Here is an 18,943-nt window from a genome sequence, read left to right as displayed (position 1 = left end):
GTCATGAAATCTATCTTATTAAAAACACAAAAAATTATTTTTGTACTCTTTGGTTTTACACTGGTTTTTGCCCAGAATAGTATGAAAATCCCTACGGATGCCGTATTTTATATGGAAGTCAACGGGAAACAGCTTAATAACAAAATCAACTGGAATAAACTGAACCCTTTGCTGCATGAGCTGAGCAAAAAGAATAAAGAAACCCTTTCGTGGACAGATTATTCAAAAACCGGAATCAAGTACGACGCCGTTCAATACCATTATGCAAGCTTTAATGACTCTATTAAGGCCTACAATACTCATTTTATCATTGATAATAAGGAGAAGTTTCAGGAATTCATTAATTCTGTCAAGAAGAAAGGACAGGAAGTTTCTAATAAAAAGAACTATTCCTACGTAGATATCGATGATGATATTTTTGTTGGCTGGAACGGAAGCCGTGCGGTTCTTAGGATGATAAGCTATACCAAACCTTATAAGGATCTTTGGGCAACCGAAGCAGTTGCAGACAGTACTGCCGTTGCGGTTGTAGACACGGCTTATGCTGATGCCGGAGATAGTGCTTATACTGATGAGCCGGAAAAACCTTTTGATTATAAAGAGGAAATCAAAAACCTTAAAGATGATATCAAGTATTTGAAAGAAAGCATCAAAGATAACAACAACGAGATTGCAAGAATTCAAAAAGATATCAAATACCTTCAGAAACACCATAAATATCCTGAAGAGAAGGAAAGTGCTGAAAACTCTGAAAATGGTGAAGAAATGCCTGAAGCAGCGTATGATGAGGAAGAAGAGACATCTTACAAGAAAGAACAGGATTCTATCCGCAGAGAAAACTTCAAGATCGTTAAAAAGAATGCTGAAGATCATTTTGATCAATACTTCAGTTCAAATCTGGAAATTGAAGTTCCTAAAGAAATGCTGTCATTCAGAGATTCCAATTCTGATGTTTTTGTCTACACAGACTATGGGAGAATTGTGAATGAAGGAATCTATGGCAAGATGACGAAATTCTATAGTTATGGACAGTTCTTTAAGAACATGTACAACTCCAACTACTCTTACAATCTGTATTTTGATAAAGATAAAGTAAGACTTGTTAATAATTATCAACATAAAAACGCTGATATTCAAAAGAATATCTCAGCTATTTACAAAGGAAAGAAAAATAAAAAGCTGCTGGAACTGATCAATGAAAAAAGCGTTGGTTACTATGCAATGAACGTGAATGGTGCCAAATGCTTTGATATGATGTACAGCTTGCTTCAGGATTCCGGAGAAAATGAGTACAAAAAAGAAATGGAACTCATTATGGAAACCATGAAAATTGTCCTGGATGAAGAAGCCATTACCAAAATAGCACCAGGAAACGGAATTTTTGTTTTGAATGAATTAAAATCTAAAAAAGTAGAATACACCGATTACGAATACGATGCCGATTTCAACGAAAAAGAAGTAAAGAAAACCAAAGATATTGCTGTTCCTAACTTTACTTTTGCATTTGCAACAGAAAATGAGGGTTACTGGAACCGTATTTTTGATCTATTGACTACCAATAAAAAACTGGCTAAGAGATTCTCTAAAAAAGGGAACCTTTACACCTTTAAAGACGAAAAGGACGGAGGATATATTGATCAGCTGTTCTTTACAGTAAAAGATGGAGTTGTATATCTGATGAGTTCTGCTGACAATATTTTATCCATAAACCAATCTGATGTTTCCAGAAAATGGGCGAAAGATTCTGCAAAATATCCTTTGTCAGGAAGATTGGATATCCAAAAGCTTTTAACAGGTTTAGATAAAGAATTCAAGAGCCCTAAAGAGAGAAAAGCCCTGGATGCGATCAGAAAAAATGTAGGGGAATTATATTATAAAACAGAGGTGAAAGGAGAAAGCATTCAGACTGAAATGAATTATAATATTAAAGATTCTTCAGAAAATAGTTTAATGTATTTCTTTGATGTATTCGATCAGGTTTTTAAAACAAAAGAAACAGAAGAGAAGCCACAAATTTTATAGATGAATAAAAAGAAGATTATTGTCCCGTTAGTTTTATTGCTCGCAGTTGCAGTATATTTTGTGGTTTTTCATAAAAATAAGAACCTTAGATATATTCCTGAAAATGCAGACGCGGTAGTTTTAATGGATATCAAGAAACTAACGGGACAATATCTCTTCAGTCTGGCAACACATCCTTCGCATTGGTCCGGAAGGAAGTCTAAAGGCAAAAGTACAGGCTCACTGAAAGATTCAGGAATCAGAATTCCGGATTTCCTGCAGATTTTCCATATTAAAGACACAAAGTTTTCCGAATGGTACAGTGTTTTAGAGCTTAAAGATTCTCAAAAGTTCATTGCTTTTTTAAAAAAACAGAACTTTGTAGATAAAGGAAACAACCGTTTTCAGAAGGATCAGATGTTTATCATGATCAATGGAGATCATTGTATTGCTGGAACCTCAGATCTGGCTTTTGAAAACATTCAAAAAAAACTTCTTCAGACTTCTGAAACTCCTGTTTGGGATGCCGATAAGTTTATTCATAATACATCAGGGAGTATTTCTTTCATTTCAGGACAGAAAATTCAAAATTTTTCTATTGAATTGAATGATGATGAAATTGAAATAAAAAACAATTCAACTCCGGAAATTCTTAGTTCTATTGCTTCAAAACTCCAGACGGGAAATCACTTTCTTGATCTGGAATTAGACAAAGAAAACATCAGGAATTTTAGCCGTTTTTTCAATAAAAGCATTGCAGATTCCTCACAAGCTGTTTACCTTAAAGCAACGGCAGATCTTGAACAGGTCAATGACACGATTATCAGTTATGAATATGATGATAATTTCAATGAAGTTGAAAAAAAGGCCTTTCAAAAAATAACGCAGCCTAATTATATTATTGATATTCAAAGTAATGATTCAAAAAAAACCTTGGAGTATTTCCAGTCTAAAAAATGGGTCAACAGTGAAAATCAATTTACAGCAATTCCTTTCCAACCCAATACAATCAGTCAGAATAACAGTGGAGTAGTAATACACTCAACCAGAAAGCCAATATCACTGTCACCACGTTCAAAAGAAAACTACATCTTCATCAGAAACAGTGCTCTGCTGTATTCTTCTCTGAAAACGCTTGGTCAGACTGAAAAAAGAATCATTTCAGACATAGATTATGTGTTGTATGGAAATAAGTCACAGAATTATTGGGTAAAAATAAAAGCAAAAAACGGAGAATTACCCTTAATTTTACGGTGGTAACTTTAGAAACCGAATAAATTATTCATTAATGGCTCCATCAGACATCGCATTGCTCAAAACCTTTACTCATTATTTTTTGCATCTCGTTTTTCCGGTCTTTATTGCATTGATTTTTTATCGTAAAAACTGGAAGAAGGCTTATTTTATTCTTCTTGCTACGATGCTGGTAGATCTGGACCATCTTTTTGCCAATCCTATTTTTGATCCGTCAAGAGGAAGTATAGGTTTTCACTTCTTACATTCTTATTATGCCATTGCGGTGTATTTTTTGATGCTGTTCTTTAAAGGAAATATCAGAATTATAGGAATTGGGCTTCTGTTTCATATGTTGACAGATTATCAGGACTTTAACTTCTGGCCTCATTAAAATATTATTAATATTTTCTTTTGATATTGAAATTTTCATAGATTTTTTGTATTTTGTAGTCACTTTATGAGACCTAAAGAATTTTTACATTATACCTATATTTTTCCTCTTCTTGCAGTAGGGTACTACTTTTCCGGACTGATGGGAGCGGGAGTGCTTTATGATATTCTTGCAGGAATTTTATTGATTGGAAGTGTGTTGTCGGCAGTACACCATGCGGAAGTAGTTGCTCATAAAGTAGGGGAGCCTTTCGGAACCATTATTCTGGCTCTTTGTATCACCATTATTGAAGTCGCGCTTATCATCTCACTGATGGTGGCCGGCGGAGATCAGGCGATCACGCTGGCCAGAGATACAGTTTTTGCCGCTGTAATGCTTATTCTTAACGGAATTCTGGGAATATGTATTCTTGTAGGTGGCGTTAAATATCATGAGCAGTTCTTTGCAAGAACTTCAGCAACTACTTATCTGGTGAGTATTGTTTCAATCCTTGTACTTACCCTTGTTCTTCCCAATTTTACTTCAAGTGTTAACGGACCTTTCTATAACGAAGCTCAGCTTATCTTTATATCCATTGCCTGCCTTGTCATTTATGGGATTTTTCTGATGGTACAGACCGTTCGTCACAGAAGCTACTTTATCGTTCCAGATGAACACCCGGATGAACATTATATCCCCTCATTGGCAAAAACGCTTATCAGTTTTGGTTTTCTGGTGGTTTGCCTTGTTATTGTAGTGCTTATGGCAAAAGGATTATCTGATACAATAGAAGGAATGGTACAAAGTCTGGGAGCTCCCAAATCTTTGGTAGGGGTCATTATTGCAGCCGTTGTTCTTCTTCCTGAAGGAGTAGCCGCAATCCGTGCTGCAAGAGCCAATCAGATTCAGTCCAGCTTGAATCTGGCATTAGGTTCTGCACTGGCAAGTATCGGATTAACGATTCCTGCAGTGTCAGCAGTGTGTATCATGTATGATATTCCACTGGTACTTGGTTTGGATAAAAAAGATATTATTCTGCTTTCTTTATCTGTTTTTATCGTAATGCTTTCATTAAGCCGTGGTAAAACAAATGTTCTTTATGGGACCGTTTTATTAGTCAACCTGGCTGCATATATCTTTACGGTAATCGTTCCTTAAATAAGAAGGAAACCTGATTAAAATAGATTCTCAGGATCTCGCATCCAGTATCCCGTAACTCACTAAAGTCTTCTTGACAATTCCATCTTGAAAGCCATTAGTTTTGCTATATTTTCGGATTTGTAGATGGCCATATCTGCGTTTTCTCCTACGAAGTTTTCTTCAATGGTAGTACGCCAAAGCTCAAGCCATCGGTCAAAATGTTTCTGTTCCATGGCCTGTATCTCATTAATCGGGAAATGAACGCCCATTGGATTTCCTTTATAAGACATCTGCCCGAAAAGAATAGATTCCCAGAAAGAATACATTTTAGGAAGATGTTTATCCCAATCTACCTTAGCGACATCATTAAAGAAGAATCCTATGGTTTCATCCTTAATGACCTTTGTATAAAATGCGTTAACGAGGTGTTCAATATCTTCTCTTGATTCAAGCTTTTTCATAGCTCAAAGTTAGTATAAATCATGTAAACAATTTCAGTCGGAAAATTGATAAATTTCATATAAACAGCATTTTAGAGTAAAATACCAGATAATAAGAAGAAAGATTAAGAAAAATTAAAATTTGATTAATTCGCAAAAAAATGACTTAAAAGAACTTGAATTTTGTAAATTTAATTATTAAACACTAAAAAATTATTAAAATGATTAAAAAAATCAATTCTTTTTGGTTTCTCTTATTGATGTTTTCGGTATCATGTTCAAGAGATGAAGTGAATGTAATGAATGATGATTCAGAAAAGGTAAATTCTTCTGAAGTAAAGAAAGTACAGCTGACAGAAGCTGAGATGCTGCAGAAAGGGTGGAAAATTGTAGATGAGTTTAAACTGTTAGATCATAATAATCTGAGTGTAAACAGATCAGCCAATGAAGAGGGCGAAATCTCTTTCAAGGCTAACCATTTGAAAGATATGGGATATGATATCAGCTTTTCCGGAGAAAAAACGAGGTTAAAAAATGTTTTTGCCTACGCCGGCCAGGTTCCGGATGGAATTATATTTAATCCTGATCTTTCTGTAGATGGAGATACCCGGAATACAGCCCCCAATCCGAATGTTTCTATTGTTTTAGGCACCCCTCAAGTGACAATAAAAACTGACGGAGTAGATTTACCGGATAATGCTTATACTACGGAAGCTATTAATAACGGAGATCGTGAAAGCGAAATTACGGTGTCTTATTCTTACAAAAAAGGATATTCAACTTCGTGGAAACGTACAGTCTCAGGGTCATTTGAGGTAGCTGCATCCGTATCTGTTGATATTCCGCTGGTTGCAAAAACTTCCGCAAGCACTAAAGTTGTGGTGGGAGGAGATACAACGGAAGGTACAGAAAATTCTGAAGAAATTACAGAAACCAGTACCTACAAGACTACCGTTCCGGCACACTCTAAAAAGACCATTTCTATCCTGACGAAATTAAAAGGATCTTCTGTAGAATACTTTGTCCCTATGAAGTTGAATGGGAGATTGCAGGCCAACTTTCCTTCTCCGGTTAATGGGCATTATTACTGGGCTTTTCCTATCGAAAACTTCCCTGATTTTCTTTCTACTATACATGGAGAATCCGGGACTGTGAAATCGGTCAGCAATGTAAGTGTTACGGTGATGGAATCTCCTGCACAAACTATATAAAACCATTTTAGTAAATATTGTACAAACAGCAGAGGTTCAAAATCTTCTGCTGTTTTTGTAGGTGTTATTTTAAGTAAAAACATCATAAAAGGATATGGAAAAAAATCTGTTATCCGAATGATTACTAAAAAACATAACTTTGCTTTTTTAAATAATATAAAACAGAGGAAAAGAGTTGATCATTATCAGCGTATTTGCAAAGGGAAATCATAATATAACACAGTCAAAATGATTAAAAAATGACAGGAGGATTCAGAAAAAAGATCCGTCAGAAAAACGCGGAGAACAGTGGATTCGGAACGAATGCCTCCGGAAGATTTATCAATAAAGACGGCCTTCCGAATGTTCAGAGAAGAGGGGTGAATGTTTTTAACAGGTTAAGCTGGTATCATACCATGCTGAATCTTTCCTCGTTTCGCTTTATCTCTTATCTGGTTATAGCTTATATTCTGATCAATCTTGTTTTTGCAATGATCTATTATCTGATTGGTGTAGAGCATCTTACCGGAATTGATAAAAGTGATCCCTTGAATGAATTTATTGACGTTTTTTTCTTCAGTTCCCAGACATTTACAACTGTAGGATATGGAAGAATAGCGCCTGTGGGTTTTTTGGCAAGTCTTGTGGCTACTTTTGAGGCTTTTCTGGGATTGCTTACCTTTGCCATTGCAACGGGGCTTTTTTATGGAAGATTTTCAAGACCGAGAGCATATCTAAGATTTTCTGATATAGCAGTTATTGCCCCTTTTCAGGAATCCTCAGCATTAATGTTCAGGCTGGCTCCGTATAAGAATAATGCATTGACGGATGCAGACGTCATTGTATCTGTCGCCATTGAAGTGATAGAAAATGGAATTGCAAAAAGTAATTTTTACAGGCTTAATATTCAGATGAGTAAGATTAATACGCTGGCTCTTAACTGGACTGTAGTGCATAAAATAGATGAAAACTCCCCGTTTTATGGCTTTTCAGAAGAGGATTTTAAAAATACCGATCTCGAGCTTATTGTGCAGGTACGTGCATTTGATGAAGTATTTTCCAATACAGTAGTTCAGCGGTCTTCTTACACCACAAGGGAAATTGTATATGGGGCTAAATTTGTTCCCATGTATTATCCAAGCAAGGAAAATCTTACCACGGTTCTGGATCTGGATAAAATAAATGAATATAAGAAAGAAGATCTTCCGGATTCAACTGGAAATAATGAATAAATGGATTTAGATTTTTATAAAAAACAAGCAATACAAAAGCAGAAGGAACACAAGAAATTTCTGGATGGATTAAAGAAAAAACCGCCCAAAAACCTTGATTATGTGGTACAGGAAACCCACGATGAAGTTTTTGATGAAATAGACTGTTTACAATGCGCCAATTGTTGCAAAACAACCGGCCCTTTGTATACAGAAAAGGATATTGAGCGTATTGCCAAGCATCTCCGTATGAAGTCTGCAGATTTTGAAGCCAAGTTCTTGAGAGTAGATGAAGACAATGATAAAGTACTGCAGAATCTTCCCTGCTATTTCCTGAATAGTGATAATACCTGTTCTATCTATGAAGTAAGGCCCAAAGCCTGCCGGGAATATCCTCATACAGACCGGAAAAAGATCTACCAGATTAATAATCTGATGCTGAAAAATACAGTGATCTGTCCAGCCGCCTTTGAATTTGTAGAAAAAATGATGAAGAACATAGCGAAGTAGGTTTCACGGATAGAGCTTGGGAGAAGGTGGTTTTTACACCAAGAAATGATGGTTCAACTATGATAAACTTCAAGCTTCAAGCTTCGTTCCTTCAGCCAAATTCATTAGAATTATTTTTTGCAAATTCCTCTTAAATAATTATAAAGTACGTTAAATAAGCTTATTGCATATAATTTTATAAATGATGCTTCGTTTAAGTTAAACAATCATTTAAATATTACATTATGAAAAAGTTATTTTTAACGGCAGCGTTTACATTAGTCGGAGTAATCGCAGTATCAGCACAATCAACACCACAAAAGCCAGCCGATACTTCTACTAATAACCCAACGACAACTCAAACACAACAACCGAATACACAGACTACAAGTCCTTCGGATTCCAAGACTCAACAGGAAAAATCACCTGCTACCACAATGGAAACTGCTCCTGCAACTGACCCAGCTGTAAGTACAACACCTACAGATGCGACTAAACCTGCAGATGCGCCTAAAGAAGAGAAGAAAGACAAAAAGAAGAAAAAGTAAAGTACTTTAGCAAACACTAGTCGGAATCCTGAAATCTTGTATTTCAGGATTTTTTCTGTTCAATTTCCTCTACTTTGAACCGGACAATCTTATTGACCAACTCTAACGGAAGGTCATCTGAAATAGGAAACTGTACAGCTCCTTTGGAAAATGTATATTTTCTTTCCTCAAAATCTTTTTCAAAATTACGGATCCCTTCTGCCCCGGGATAAAAGCCAATGTGTTTTTTATACGCGGCAAAATAAACCAAAGGTTTTCCTTTATACCTGAAAGCTGGCATCTGGTATCCAATATACTCTTCCAAGTCAGGAACCTGTGAATGGATGGCTTGTCTCAAGTCAAGCAGTTTTTGCTGTACTTCTATTGGGAACAGAAGAAAATATTCATCAATATTTTTAAAAGTGTTTATCATGATATAAAAATAAAAAAAGCGCTGCATATAGCAGCGCTTTCTCCTTTCACTTTTTACTTTTTTCCCATTATCCCGGGAACAGGCTATATCAAAAAAGGTCGGGAATTTTTCCCAACCTTTATTTTTTTCTGTTACACAACTCCTTGAGCCAACATTGCTTCTGCTACTTTTACGAAGCCGGCAATATTTGCACCTTTTACGTAGTTTACATAACCGTCTTCGTCTTTTCCGTAGTCTCTACAAGCTTTGTGGATACCGATCATGATTTCCTTTAATCTTGCATCAACTTCTTCAGAAGTCCAGTTAAGACGGATAGAGTTCTGAGTCATTTCTAATCCTGATGTAGCAACTCCTCCAGCGTTGGAAGCTTTACCAGGAGAGAATAATACTTTATTATCTAAGAAATAGTTGATTGCATCTAATGTAGAAGGCATGTTAGCCGCTTCAGTTACACAAACACATCCGTTTTCAACTAGTTTTCTTGCATCATCTAAATCTAATTCGTTTTGAGTTGCAGAAGGGAAAGCAACATCACACTTAATATCCCAAGGACGTTTTCCAGCGTGGAATTCAGCAGATGGATATTTTTTAGCATAATCTTCAGCTCTGTTGTTTCCTGAAGATCTAAGTTCTAATAAATAATCGATCTTTTCTCCGCTGATACCATCTTTATCGTAGATGTATCCGTCAGGACCAGAGATGGTTACTACTTTAGCACCTAATTCAGTTGCTTTTTTGATAACTCCCCAAGCTACGTTTCCGAAACCTGATACCGTTACTGTTTTACCTTCGAAGTTCTGTCCGATAGTCTTAAGCATCTGCTCAGCAAAGTATACTACACCATATCCTGTAGCTTCAGGACGGATTAATGAACCTCCATAAGCAAGACCTTTTCCTGTAAGAACTCCGGTAAACTCATTTCTGATTTTCTTGTACTGTCCGAATAAATATCCGATTTCTCTTGCTCCAACACCAATGTCTCCTGCAGGTACATCTGTTTCAGGACCAATGTGCTTGCACAATTCTGTCATGAAAGCCTGGCAGAAACGCATTACTTCCATATCAGATTTTCCTTGCGGATCGAAATCTGAACCTCCTTTACCACCTCCCATTGGAAGAGTTGTCAAAGAGTTTTTGAACACTTGTTCGAAAGCTAAGAACTTAAGAACTGATAAGTTTACAGTAGGGTGGAAACGGATTCCTCCTTTGTATGGTCCAATAGCAGAGTTCATCTGAATTCTGAAACCTCTATTAACCTGAATTTCTCCTTTATCATCAACCCATGGAACTCTGAAAATAATAATTCTTTCAGCTTCAGCCATTCTTTCAAGCAGCTTCATTCCGGTGTATTCTTTTTTAGTAGCAATGAATGGAATTACGGTTACGGCAACTTCTTTTACAGCCTGTAAGAACTCCGGTTCGTTAGGATTTTTTGCTTCAATTTTTGCAATAAACTCTTGGATTTTCTGGTCAATATTATATTGTTCCATATATTAAGGTTGAATATTATTGTCAACAAATTTAATTTTTTTTTCAAGATTCACAACACTGTATTTCAACATTGTTAAAAATTAAATAATAATGTTTCGTAATATTATTAAATTGATAATTTGTGTTCAAATTTTATTAAAAATGAAATGTTATGTGTGAAATAATGCAATATTAAGAAATCGTTAAATCTTAAATTACGATAAATTGCCTCCCGGAAAATGATTTTACTTTCCCTAAAAGTTCCAATTCCAAAATTATTGGCAATATTTTGTGAGTGGGAACCTCAACCTTCTGAGCCAGATCATCCAAAGAAATCTGAGGTTGGTCTTTAATAGATTGGTATATTAAATTCTGATTATCAGATAATTGTATTGTAGTCTCACTATAAGGAAATAACTCTTCAATTTTTTCTTTAGGACCATTAAATCCCAGCATGCTGATAAGATCTTTTAGGGTAGAAATGGCTGTCGCTTTGTTATGGAAAATCAGTTGATTACATCCCTGACTGCAGATATCTGTAATTTTTCCGGGAAGGGCAAAGACGTCGCGATTATAATCATTGGCAAAAGCGGCTGTACTTACAGAGCCACCTCCAAAAGCGGTTTCCACCACAATAGTTGCCGGAGATATTCCCGCCACAATTCTGTTTCTCTGGATAAAGTTTTCACGGTCCGGTTTTTTAGAAGAACTGAATTCTGTGATTAATGCACCTCCTTCCTGAAGAATTTTCTCAGAAAGTTTCCTGTTTTTTGCCGGATATAAATATTGAAAACCATGTGCAAGGACTGCTACGGTTGGTTTCTGATGACGAATAGACTGTTCATGAACCTCTTTGTCAACTCCTAAAGCGAGACCACTTACTGATACATACTTTGAAGATTGTGAAGTCTCAAAAAAATCTTCAATAAACTGTCTGCCATAAGACGTCATATTTCTGGTTCCAACAATACTTACTTTTGAAACAGCATCTTCAATATTCCCTTTTTGATAAAGAATAGCGGGTGCATCATTGCATTCATTGAGGAGGAGAGGGGTTTCATTAAGATGTTTTAATCTGATTTGAATATTATTCTTTTCGCAAAAATTTAATTCTTCTTCTGCGAATTCCAAATGATTGTTACTTCCAATATCTGAAACTGTTTTTTGCCCTATGCCTTCCAGTTTTTTATATTCTTTCTTTGCTCTTTTCCATGCTTCCTGAGCACTTCCAAAAGTACGGACAAGTTTATGAAAATGAATGTCGCCAATCTGGCTGCACTCGCGGAGGGCGATTGCGTAAAGGTATTCTTCGGAAATCATGTGTGTTTTTTTTCAAATGTAGTGAAAATAAGTTTTTATCTCTTCCTCAATTGATCCAAATGATCCCAGATATCATCTCTTTTTTTGTAAGGAAGTTCCATAAAATCTTCGGGATGATTTTCCTTGTATTCCTGCCACAATTTATCATCTTTTTCACTATAATAATTAGGGAATTCCCAAATGAATTTTTTCTTCTTTTCCCCAACATTTTTAAAAGCAAAGGCAATAATACTTCCAACTACAGCTCCGGAAAGATGGGCCTGCCACGAAATTTTACTTGGTTCCTGCATATTATAGAACAGCTCTTCCGGCAGCATTCCCCAGACTAAACTTCCATAATACAGCACAACAAGCATTGAAATAGTCAGAAGTTTTGTATTCCATTTGAATACCCCGCTGAAGAAAAGGAAGAACGCAAGTACATAGACTACACCACTGGCTCCTATTGTACATGTATACATATATTCGCCGGAAAGAATGTCGATAGGAGGAAGAAGCCATACCAAAAGGCCTGTTGCCAGCCAGCCGATAATAAAAACTTTGTTTGCTACCAAAGGGTAAAACTGATAGAGCAAAAACATAAGTGCAGCTATCGGAATAGAGTTTCCTATAATATGATCTATATTTCCATGCAAAAGAGGAGAGGTAATTATACCGAGAAGCCCTTCAGGCAAAAGCGGAATAATCGCTCCAAAGCAGCTTTGGAAAAAGCCCTGCATTTGTAAAAAATACCCGAGCCACATCGCAGAAAGCATCAGCAATGGGTATATAATCGCTCTTTTGGAAATTGCATTTTTAAACATGATGATTTTACGTCAAATCAAAAGCCAATGGTAAATTTCGGAAAATTTGTCGATGAATCAATTTCTACTCACCTGATTTTAAGACAAAAGGTATCAAATATTTTTCAGACTTATTATTTTGGCATTGATTTTATAGAGATATCTTATTGTTAGGTAATTAAACTTTAATGAAACAGGATTCTTTAAAGCTGAATTTGCCTTTAAAAAAAATTATATTAATACTTTTGCAGTGAAAATTATTTGAGTAATGAAGAAGTTTTTATTGATTCTTTCCTTTTTTATAGGGATTTATGCAAGTGCACAAGAAGAATTGAAGAAAGATTCGGTTGTGGTGGACACAGTAAAATACTGGTCAGTGATTGGAAAAAACACATTAATGATCAACCAGGCTGCCTTTTCAAACTGGGTAGGAGGGGGAGCCAACAACGTAGGATGGCTTGCCGGGATCAATTATAACCTGACGTATGAAAAAGACAACGATCTGTGGGAGAATATCATTATTCTGGGGTATGGACAGAATGATACCAAAGGATTGGGAATAAGGAAAACCCAGGATGTTATCAATGTTTCTACCAACTACGGACGGAAATTTTCAAAAAGCTGGTATTTCTCTGGTGGAGCAGGGCTGCAGTCCCAGTTTGCTGCAGGGTATGAAGATGGGAATAATCCTGAGGCAAAGAAAATATCGAATTTTATGGCACCAGGTTACGTGAATGTCGGTATGGGTATCACGTACAGACCTAATGATGATCTTACAGTCACTTTACGTCCTACCAACGCCAGATGGACTTTTGTATTGGATAAAGATCTTCAGACGGCAGGAAGTTATGGTTTGAAAAGTGATGGTGATTCTTCATTATTACAGTTTGGTTTTCTGGGAACGGCAATTTATAAGCTGAAAATAATGGAAGATATTTATTTAACGAATACTGCTTCTGTCTTTTCAAATTATCTTGACCGTCCGGATAGACTGGTTCTTGCGTATGGAGCACTATTGAACCTGAAAGTAAACAAGTATATCTCATCCAATGTGACATTAGATTTATTGTACGATCACAATCAGATCGAAAAAACACAGATGAAACAAACCCTTGGAATCGGATTCGCTTATACCATAGATAATGGTGTGAAACGTTCTGAACGTAAGGACAGTCAATGGTGGATTAAAAAATAGTATAGAATACATCAATTTTAATAGAAAAACGCTTCAGAAATGAGGCGTTTTTTTGTTTTTAAAATACTGTGGTTTTAAGTTGGTTTAAGTTTGTGACATAATATGGGGTAGTTTAAATAGTTTGTTTTCATTGTATTATAAGCGAAAAATCAACTATATTCAATTCATTTTAAAGTGAATTTTATTTAGACGTAGATTATTATTTATACATTTGTAAAAATCATTATTATGAAAAAACTTTTATTGATCAGTTCCATTTCTTTTGGAGCGATGGCTTTGGCGCAAGAAACTAAAACAGATGCTCCGGCAGCAGACACTGTTAAAGCCTGGTCTATTCAGGGACAAAACACATTAATGCTTAACCAGGCGGCCTTTTCAAACTGGGTAGGAGGTGGAGCCAACAATGTGGGATGGCTTGCTGGTGTCAATTACAACCTGACGTATGAAAAAGGGAAAGATCTTTGGGAAAATATCATTATTCTGGGCTATGGACAGAATAATACCCAGGGAACAGGAGTGAGAAAAACTCAGGATGTGATTAATCTTTCTACAAACTATGGTAGAAAATTTGCTGAAAGCTGGTATTTCTCAGCAGGAGCCGGTCTTCAGACTCAGTTTGCTCCGGGATATGAAGATGGCAATAATCCTGATGCTAAAAAGATTTCCAATTTTATGGCTCCCGGATATGTAAATGTGGGTGCAGGGGTTACCTACCGTCCTAATGATAATCTGACTGTGACTTTACGTCCAGCGAACGCAAGATGGACTTTTGTGTTGGATAAGGATCTTCAAACTGCAGGAACCTACGGCCTTAAAAATGATGGTGATTCATCGCTTTTCCAGTTCGGTTTCCTTGGAACTGCTATTTATAAGATCAAGATCATGGAGAATATTAACCTGACCAATACAGCGTCTGTATTTTCTAATTATCTGGATCATCCGGATAGATTGGTACTGGCTTATGGAGCGATCTTAAATATGAAGATCAATAAATATATTTCATCCAATATTACCCTGGATCTGCTGTATGACCATAATCAGATCTGGAAAACACAGCTGAAGCAGACATTGGGAGTAGGTCTGGCTTACAATTTTGATAATGGTAAGAAACGTTCAGATAATAAGGATAACCAAGGTTGGTTAAAAAAATAAACAGAAATAACATCTGTAAGAAATATAAAAGCACTTCAAAAAGAAGTGCTTTTGCGTATCAATATATATAAGTCTTAGAATTCTATATCTACTTCTAGTTTCTCAGCCAATAGCTTTGAAATTTTCTCTTTTAGAGGCTCTATATCAATGTTCTGCATGGCATCATTTGCGAAAGCATATAAAAGCAATGCCTGAGCTTCTTTTTTAGAGATTCCTCTTGCTCTCAGGTAGAATAAAGCATCTTCATTCAGCTGTCCTACCGTACATCCGTGAGAACATTTTACATCATCTGCAAAGATCTCCAACTGAGGTTTTGTATCGATGCTTGCTCCTTCACTTAGTAACACGTTGTTGTTTTGCTGATAAGCGTTTGTTTTCTGAGCAATTTTATCTACAAAAACTTTTCCATTGAAAACTCCGTGGGCATTGCCATCGAAGATTCCTTTATAGTTCTGATAACTTTCACAGTTCGGGAAGTTATGGTGAACTGCCGTATGGTGGTCTACCAGCTGATCTTTCCCGATGATGGTGATTCCGTTCATGAATGAATTGATGTTGGATCCATTATGAATAAAATCAAGGTTGTTTCTTACCAGTTTACCTCCGAAAGTGAATGTATTTACAGTCGTTAAGCTGTCTTTCTCCTGTCTTGCAAACGTATTGTCGATAAGATATGTTGTGTTGTTATCATTCTGAAGCTTGTGCCAGTCAGCCTTTGCATTAGGGTATGTAAAGATCTCTGTTACAGAGTTTGTCAATACATAAGTGCTGTCAAAATTATGGTGGCTTTCAATCACTTCTACTTTTGCGCCTTCTTCTACGATCAAAAGGTTTCTTGTATTGTAGAATGTATTTTCTTCCTGATTCTGAGAAATATAAAAAATGTGGATTGGTTTTTCAATCACTACATTTTTAGGAACTTTCAAAAAGAAACCGTATTTGCAGTAGGCAAGGTTTAAGTTCGTAAAAGCTTGTTCCTTAGAAGCAATGCTGTTGAAATACTTTTCAAAAACTTCTTTATGCTTTGCATCATTCAGTGCATAGTTGAATGAAAGGAACTCTACATTTTCAATAGAAACTTTTGAAAGTTCTTTGTGAAGTTTACCATTTACAAAAACAATCCAATCAAAATTTTCTTCACCAAGGTGCAGTTCATCAAACTGTTCTTTAGTGATATTGTGGCTCTCTTTCGGGAAGAAGTTGTAGCTTTTTTCCGTGATTTCCTTTAGATTGGTATATTTATATTCTTCGTCTTTTTTTGTCGGAAAACCAACGCTTTGAAACCTTTGAAGAGCTGCTTTTCTGCTGTCATCCAAAAATCGGTGACGAAGACTCTCCAAAAATTCATTATGGTTCTCTATAATTTGTTCTTTTAATGCCATTACTGGTATATCTGTGGTTTGCACCATTTTTTCTTTTTTTATTAACTAAAATATTGTTATTCCGAGGAATAGGGAACCCAATTTTTAATAGTAGAGATTTTTATTTTCCCGTGATTTCAAGAATGACTGCGAAAAAAAGTAATCTCTGAAATAATATATTTTCTTCTTAGTTAAGAAGCCAGTCGTAACCTTTTTCTTCAAGTTCTAACGCTAAAGATTTATCACCGGTTTTGATGATTTTTCCATCCGCTAAAACGTGAACGAAGTCAGGTTGAATATAGTTAAGCAATCTCTGATAGTGAGTAATCAAAAGAACTGCATTTCCTTCATTTTTAAAGTGATTTACCCCATCTGCTACGATTCTTAGAGCATCGATATCCAATCCGGAATCGGTCTCATCAAGAATAGCCAGTTTAGGATTAAGCATCATCATCTGGAAGATCTCGTTTCTTTTCTTTTCACCTCCGGAGAATCCTTCGTTCAGTGATCTTGAAAGGAAATCTTTCTTGATACCTAGTTTTTCAGATTTTTCACGGATTAATGCAAGCATTTCTTTTGCAGGCATTTCTCCCAATCCGTTTGCTTTTCTTGTCTCGTTTAAAGCAGCTTTGATAAAGTTCGTTACAGAAACTCCCGGAATTTCCACTGGATATTGGAAAGAAAGGAAAATTCCTTTGTGAGCTCTATCTTCAGGAGCGTCTTCAATGATGTCTTCTCCCTGGAAAAGAATCTCTCCACCAGTCACTTCGTAATCTTCTTTTCCAGCGATTACAGAAGATAGGGTAGATTTCCCAGCTCCGTTCGGCCCCATGATAGCGTGAACTTCGCCTGGCTTTATTTCAAGATTAATACCTTTTAATATTTCTGCGCCATCTTCAATTTTGGCGTGAAGGTCTTTAATTTGTAACATTCTTGCTAACTTTTGCTTTTATAATTGTGTGAGCTTCTTCACTGTAAGTATAATAATGCCTATTATCTGCAGTATTCTCAACAGACGAAGAGAAGCTTTTTATATTTTATGTTTGTCATAATCTTTTGTGAAGATTAGAACTTATATTTCCGTATGTAACGGTTTTTGATCTGATAAAAACGCTGAAAACCTTGCCATTAATCAGTTCGTTTATATCTAATAGATCTTTTTTTAAGGATTATCCTACTGAACCTTCCAGTGAAATTTCCAACAATTTCTGTGCTTCAATAGCGAATTCCATAGGAAGCTTGTTTAAAACTTCTTTACTGAAACCATTTACGATCAAAGCAATGGCTCTTTCCGTATCAATACCTCTTTGGTTACAGTAGAAAATCTGATCTTCCCCAATTTTTGAAGTCGTTGCCTCATGCTCTAACTGTGCAGTAGGATCTTTGATTTCAATGTAAGGGAAAGTGTGAGCCCCACATTCATTACCCATCAATAAAGAGTCACATTGAGAGAAGTTTCTTGCTCCTTTTGCTGAAGGCATTACTTTCACCTGTCCTCTGTATGAGTTTTGAGATTTTCCTGCAGAAATACCTTTTGAAATAATCGTTGATTTGGTATTCTTTCCAATGTGGATCATTTTCGTTCCTGTATCTGCATACTGGTGGTTGTTGGTTACCGCAATAGAGTAGAACTCTCCGATAGAATTGTCACCTTTTAGAATACAAGAAGGATACTTCCATGTTACTGCTGAACCTGTTTCTACCTGTGTCCATGAGATTTTTGCATTTCTTTCGCAAAGTCCTCTTTTCGTTACAAAGTTGAATACACCTCCTTTACCTTCTTCATTACCAGGATACCAGTTCTGAACGGTAGAATATTTAATTTCGGCTCCGTCTAAAGCGATCAGTTCCACTACTGCAGCGTGAAGCTGGTTTTCATCTCTTGATGGTGCTGTACATCCTTCAAGGTACGACACGTAACTTCCCTCATCAGCTACAAGAAGCGTTCTTTCAAACTGTCCTGTTCCTGCTTGGTTGATACGGAAATACGTGGAAAGCTCCATTGGGCATTTTACGCCTTTAGGAATATAACAGAAACTTCCGTCAGAGAATACTGCGGAATTCAATGCTGCATAAAAATTATCTCCTCTTGGAACTACTTTTCCAAGATATTTTCTTACCAGATCCGGGTGGTTTTTAATAGCCTCAGAAATTGAACAGAAAATAATTCCTTTCTCTGCCAATGTGTCCTGGAAAGTGGTTTTCACAGAAATTGAGTCCATTACGATATCTACAGCAACTCCTGAAAGTCTTTTCTGCTCTTCGATATTGATCCCTAATTTTGCAAATGTTTTCAATAATTCAGGATCTACCTCGTCAAGACTTGCCAGTTCAGGCTTTACTTTAGGAGCAGCATAGTAACGGATTGCTTGAAAATCTGGTTTTTCATACTTGATATTCGCCCAGGTAGGCTCTACCATTTTCAACCAGATTTTGAAAGATTCCAGTCGCCATTCGGTCATCCATTCCGGCTCTTCTTTTTTAGCAGAGATGGCACGGACGATATCCTCATTTAAACCGATCGGGAAGTCTTCATAATCAATCTTCGTTTCCCAACCGAATTCATATTTTTTATTTTCTAAATCGACTCTTAGATCGTCTTCTGTATACTTCATAATTATTAAGA

18 protein-coding genes are annotated in these 18,943 nt (G+C 36.2%); 10 read left to right on the top strand and 8 right to left on the bottom strand.

Going from position 1 to position 18,943, the window contains the following annotated elements; genetic code table 11:
* The first annotated feature begins 3 nt into the window (after nucleotides 1-3).
* The 4 genes from GFU89_RS12935 (at nucleotide 4) to GFU89_RS12920 (ending at nucleotide 4,765) form a co-directional block, all read left to right on the top strand.
* A complete protein-coding gene (locus GFU89_RS12935) occupies nucleotides 4-2,022 on the top strand; it encodes a hypothetical protein (protein WP_318847516.1) in 2,019 nt (672 codons plus the stop codon).
* Nucleotides 2,023-3,261, top strand: a complete 1,239-nt coding sequence (locus GFU89_RS12930) for a hypothetical protein (protein ID WP_318847515.1) — start codon at nucleotides 2,023-2,025, stop codon at nucleotides 3,259-3,261.
* Nucleotides 3,262-3,289: 28 nt separating this feature from the next.
* Nucleotides 3,290-3,628 (top strand): DUF6122 family protein, encoded by a 339-nt coding sequence (locus GFU89_RS12925; protein WP_318847514.1) that lies wholly within the window; start codon nucleotides 3,290-3,292, stop codon nucleotides 3,626-3,628.
* Between the two features lie 66 nt (nucleotides 3,629-3,694).
* Nucleotides 3,695-4,765, top strand: a complete 1,071-nt coding sequence (locus tag GFU89_RS12920) for an ionic transporter y4hA (RefSeq protein WP_318847513.1) — start codon at nucleotides 3,695-3,697, stop codon at nucleotides 4,763-4,765.
* A gap of 62 nt (nucleotides 4,766-4,827) precedes the next feature.
* Here the strand turns inward: GFU89_RS12920 and GFU89_RS12915 are convergent, their stop codons facing one another.
* Nucleotides 4,828-5,208 (bottom strand): group III truncated hemoglobin, encoded by a 381-nt coding sequence (locus GFU89_RS12915; protein ID WP_318847512.1) that lies wholly within the window; start codon nucleotides 5,206-5,208, stop codon nucleotides 4,828-4,830.
* A 200-nt stretch (nucleotides 5,209-5,408) separates the two neighbouring features.
* Between GFU89_RS12915 and GFU89_RS12910 the strand changes: the two genes are divergently transcribed.
* From GFU89_RS12910 to GFU89_RS12895, 4 genes are all read left to right on the top strand, one after another.
* Nucleotides 5,409-6,398, top strand: coding sequence for a hypothetical protein (locus GFU89_RS12910; RefSeq protein ID WP_318847511.1), 990 nt, complete (start codon nucleotides 5,409-5,411; stop codon nucleotides 6,396-6,398).
* 239 nt (nucleotides 6,399-6,637) lie between these two features.
* Nucleotides 6,638-7,609, top strand: coding sequence for an ion channel (locus tag GFU89_RS12905; protein ID WP_318847510.1), 972 nt, complete (start codon nucleotides 6,638-6,640; stop codon nucleotides 7,607-7,609).
* A complete protein-coding gene (locus GFU89_RS12900; protein WP_318847509.1) occupies nucleotides 7,610-8,098 on the top strand; it encodes a YkgJ family cysteine cluster protein in 489 nt (162 codons plus the stop codon).
* Nucleotides 8,099-8,322: 224 nt separating this feature from the next.
* A complete protein-coding gene (locus GFU89_RS12895) occupies nucleotides 8,323-8,625 on the top strand; it encodes a hypothetical protein (protein ID WP_318847508.1) in 303 nt (100 codons plus the stop codon).
* A 43-nt stretch (nucleotides 8,626-8,668) separates the two neighbouring features.
* Here the strand turns inward: GFU89_RS12895 and GFU89_RS12890 are convergent, their stop codons facing one another.
* From GFU89_RS12890 to GFU89_RS12875, 4 genes are all read right to left on the bottom strand, one after another.
* Nucleotides 8,669-9,037: a DUF1801 domain-containing protein gene (locus GFU89_RS12890; protein ID WP_318847507.1), complete on the bottom strand. Its 369-nt coding sequence runs from the start codon at nucleotides 9,035-9,037 to the stop codon at nucleotides 8,669-8,671.
* 131 nt (nucleotides 9,038-9,168) lie between these two features.
* A complete protein-coding gene (gdhA, locus tag GFU89_RS12885) occupies nucleotides 9,169-10,527 on the bottom strand; it encodes an NADP-specific glutamate dehydrogenase (RefSeq protein WP_318847506.1) in 1,359 nt (452 codons plus the stop codon).
* 190 nt (nucleotides 10,528-10,717) lie between these two features.
* Nucleotides 10,718-11,827: a DNA-processing protein DprA gene (dprA, locus tag GFU89_RS12880; RefSeq protein WP_318847505.1), complete on the bottom strand. Its 1,110-nt coding sequence runs from the start codon at nucleotides 11,825-11,827 to the stop codon at nucleotides 10,718-10,720.
* Nucleotides 11,828-11,862: 35 nt separating this feature from the next.
* The gene (locus GFU89_RS12875) at nucleotides 11,863-12,630 is read right to left on the bottom strand and encodes a rhomboid family intramembrane serine protease (RefSeq protein WP_318847504.1); all 768 of its coding nucleotides are present in this window, start codon (nucleotides 12,628-12,630) and stop codon (nucleotides 11,863-11,865) included.
* Between the two features lie 247 nt (nucleotides 12,631-12,877).
* Here GFU89_RS12875 and GFU89_RS12870 point away from each other — a divergent pair, with 247 nt between their 5' ends.
* Together GFU89_RS12870 and GFU89_RS12865 are read left to right on the top strand one after the other, a co-directional pair.
* Nucleotides 12,878-13,804: a DUF3078 domain-containing protein gene (locus GFU89_RS12870; protein WP_318847503.1), complete on the top strand. Its 927-nt coding sequence runs from the start codon at nucleotides 12,878-12,880 to the stop codon at nucleotides 13,802-13,804.
* A gap of 228 nt (nucleotides 13,805-14,032) precedes the next feature.
* A complete protein-coding gene (locus tag GFU89_RS12865) occupies nucleotides 14,033-14,956 on the top strand; it encodes a DUF3078 domain-containing protein (RefSeq protein WP_318847502.1) in 924 nt (307 codons plus the stop codon).
* A gap of 74 nt (nucleotides 14,957-15,030) precedes the next feature.
* Here GFU89_RS12865 and sufD read toward each other — a convergent pair whose 3' ends face one another.
* From sufD to sufB, 3 genes are all read right to left on the bottom strand, one after another.
* Nucleotides 15,031-16,338, bottom strand: coding sequence for a Fe-S cluster assembly protein SufD (gene sufD / locus GFU89_RS12860; RefSeq protein WP_318847803.1), 1,308 nt, complete (start codon nucleotides 16,336-16,338; stop codon nucleotides 15,031-15,033).
* Nucleotides 16,339-16,504: 166 nt separating this feature from the next.
* Nucleotides 16,505-17,248, bottom strand: a complete 744-nt coding sequence (gene sufC / locus GFU89_RS12855; RefSeq protein ID WP_318847501.1) for a Fe-S cluster assembly ATPase SufC — start codon at nucleotides 17,246-17,248, stop codon at nucleotides 16,505-16,507.
* A gap of 238 nt (nucleotides 17,249-17,486) precedes the next feature.
* On the bottom strand, nucleotides 17,487-18,932 hold the full coding sequence (gene sufB, locus GFU89_RS12850; RefSeq protein WP_318847500.1) for a Fe-S cluster assembly protein SufB: 1,446 nt from the start codon (nucleotides 18,930-18,932) through the stop codon (nucleotides 17,487-17,489).
* Between the last annotated feature and the right edge of the window lie 11 nt (nucleotides 18,933-18,943).

It is taken from the genome of Chryseobacterium sp. JV558, from assembly GCF_033712365.1.
GTDB lineage: Bacteria > Bacteroidota > Bacteroidia > Flavobacteriales > Weeksellaceae > Chryseobacterium.
Note: the sequence above shows the minus strand (reverse complement) of the source record. Positions and strands in the feature narration are given on the sequence as shown.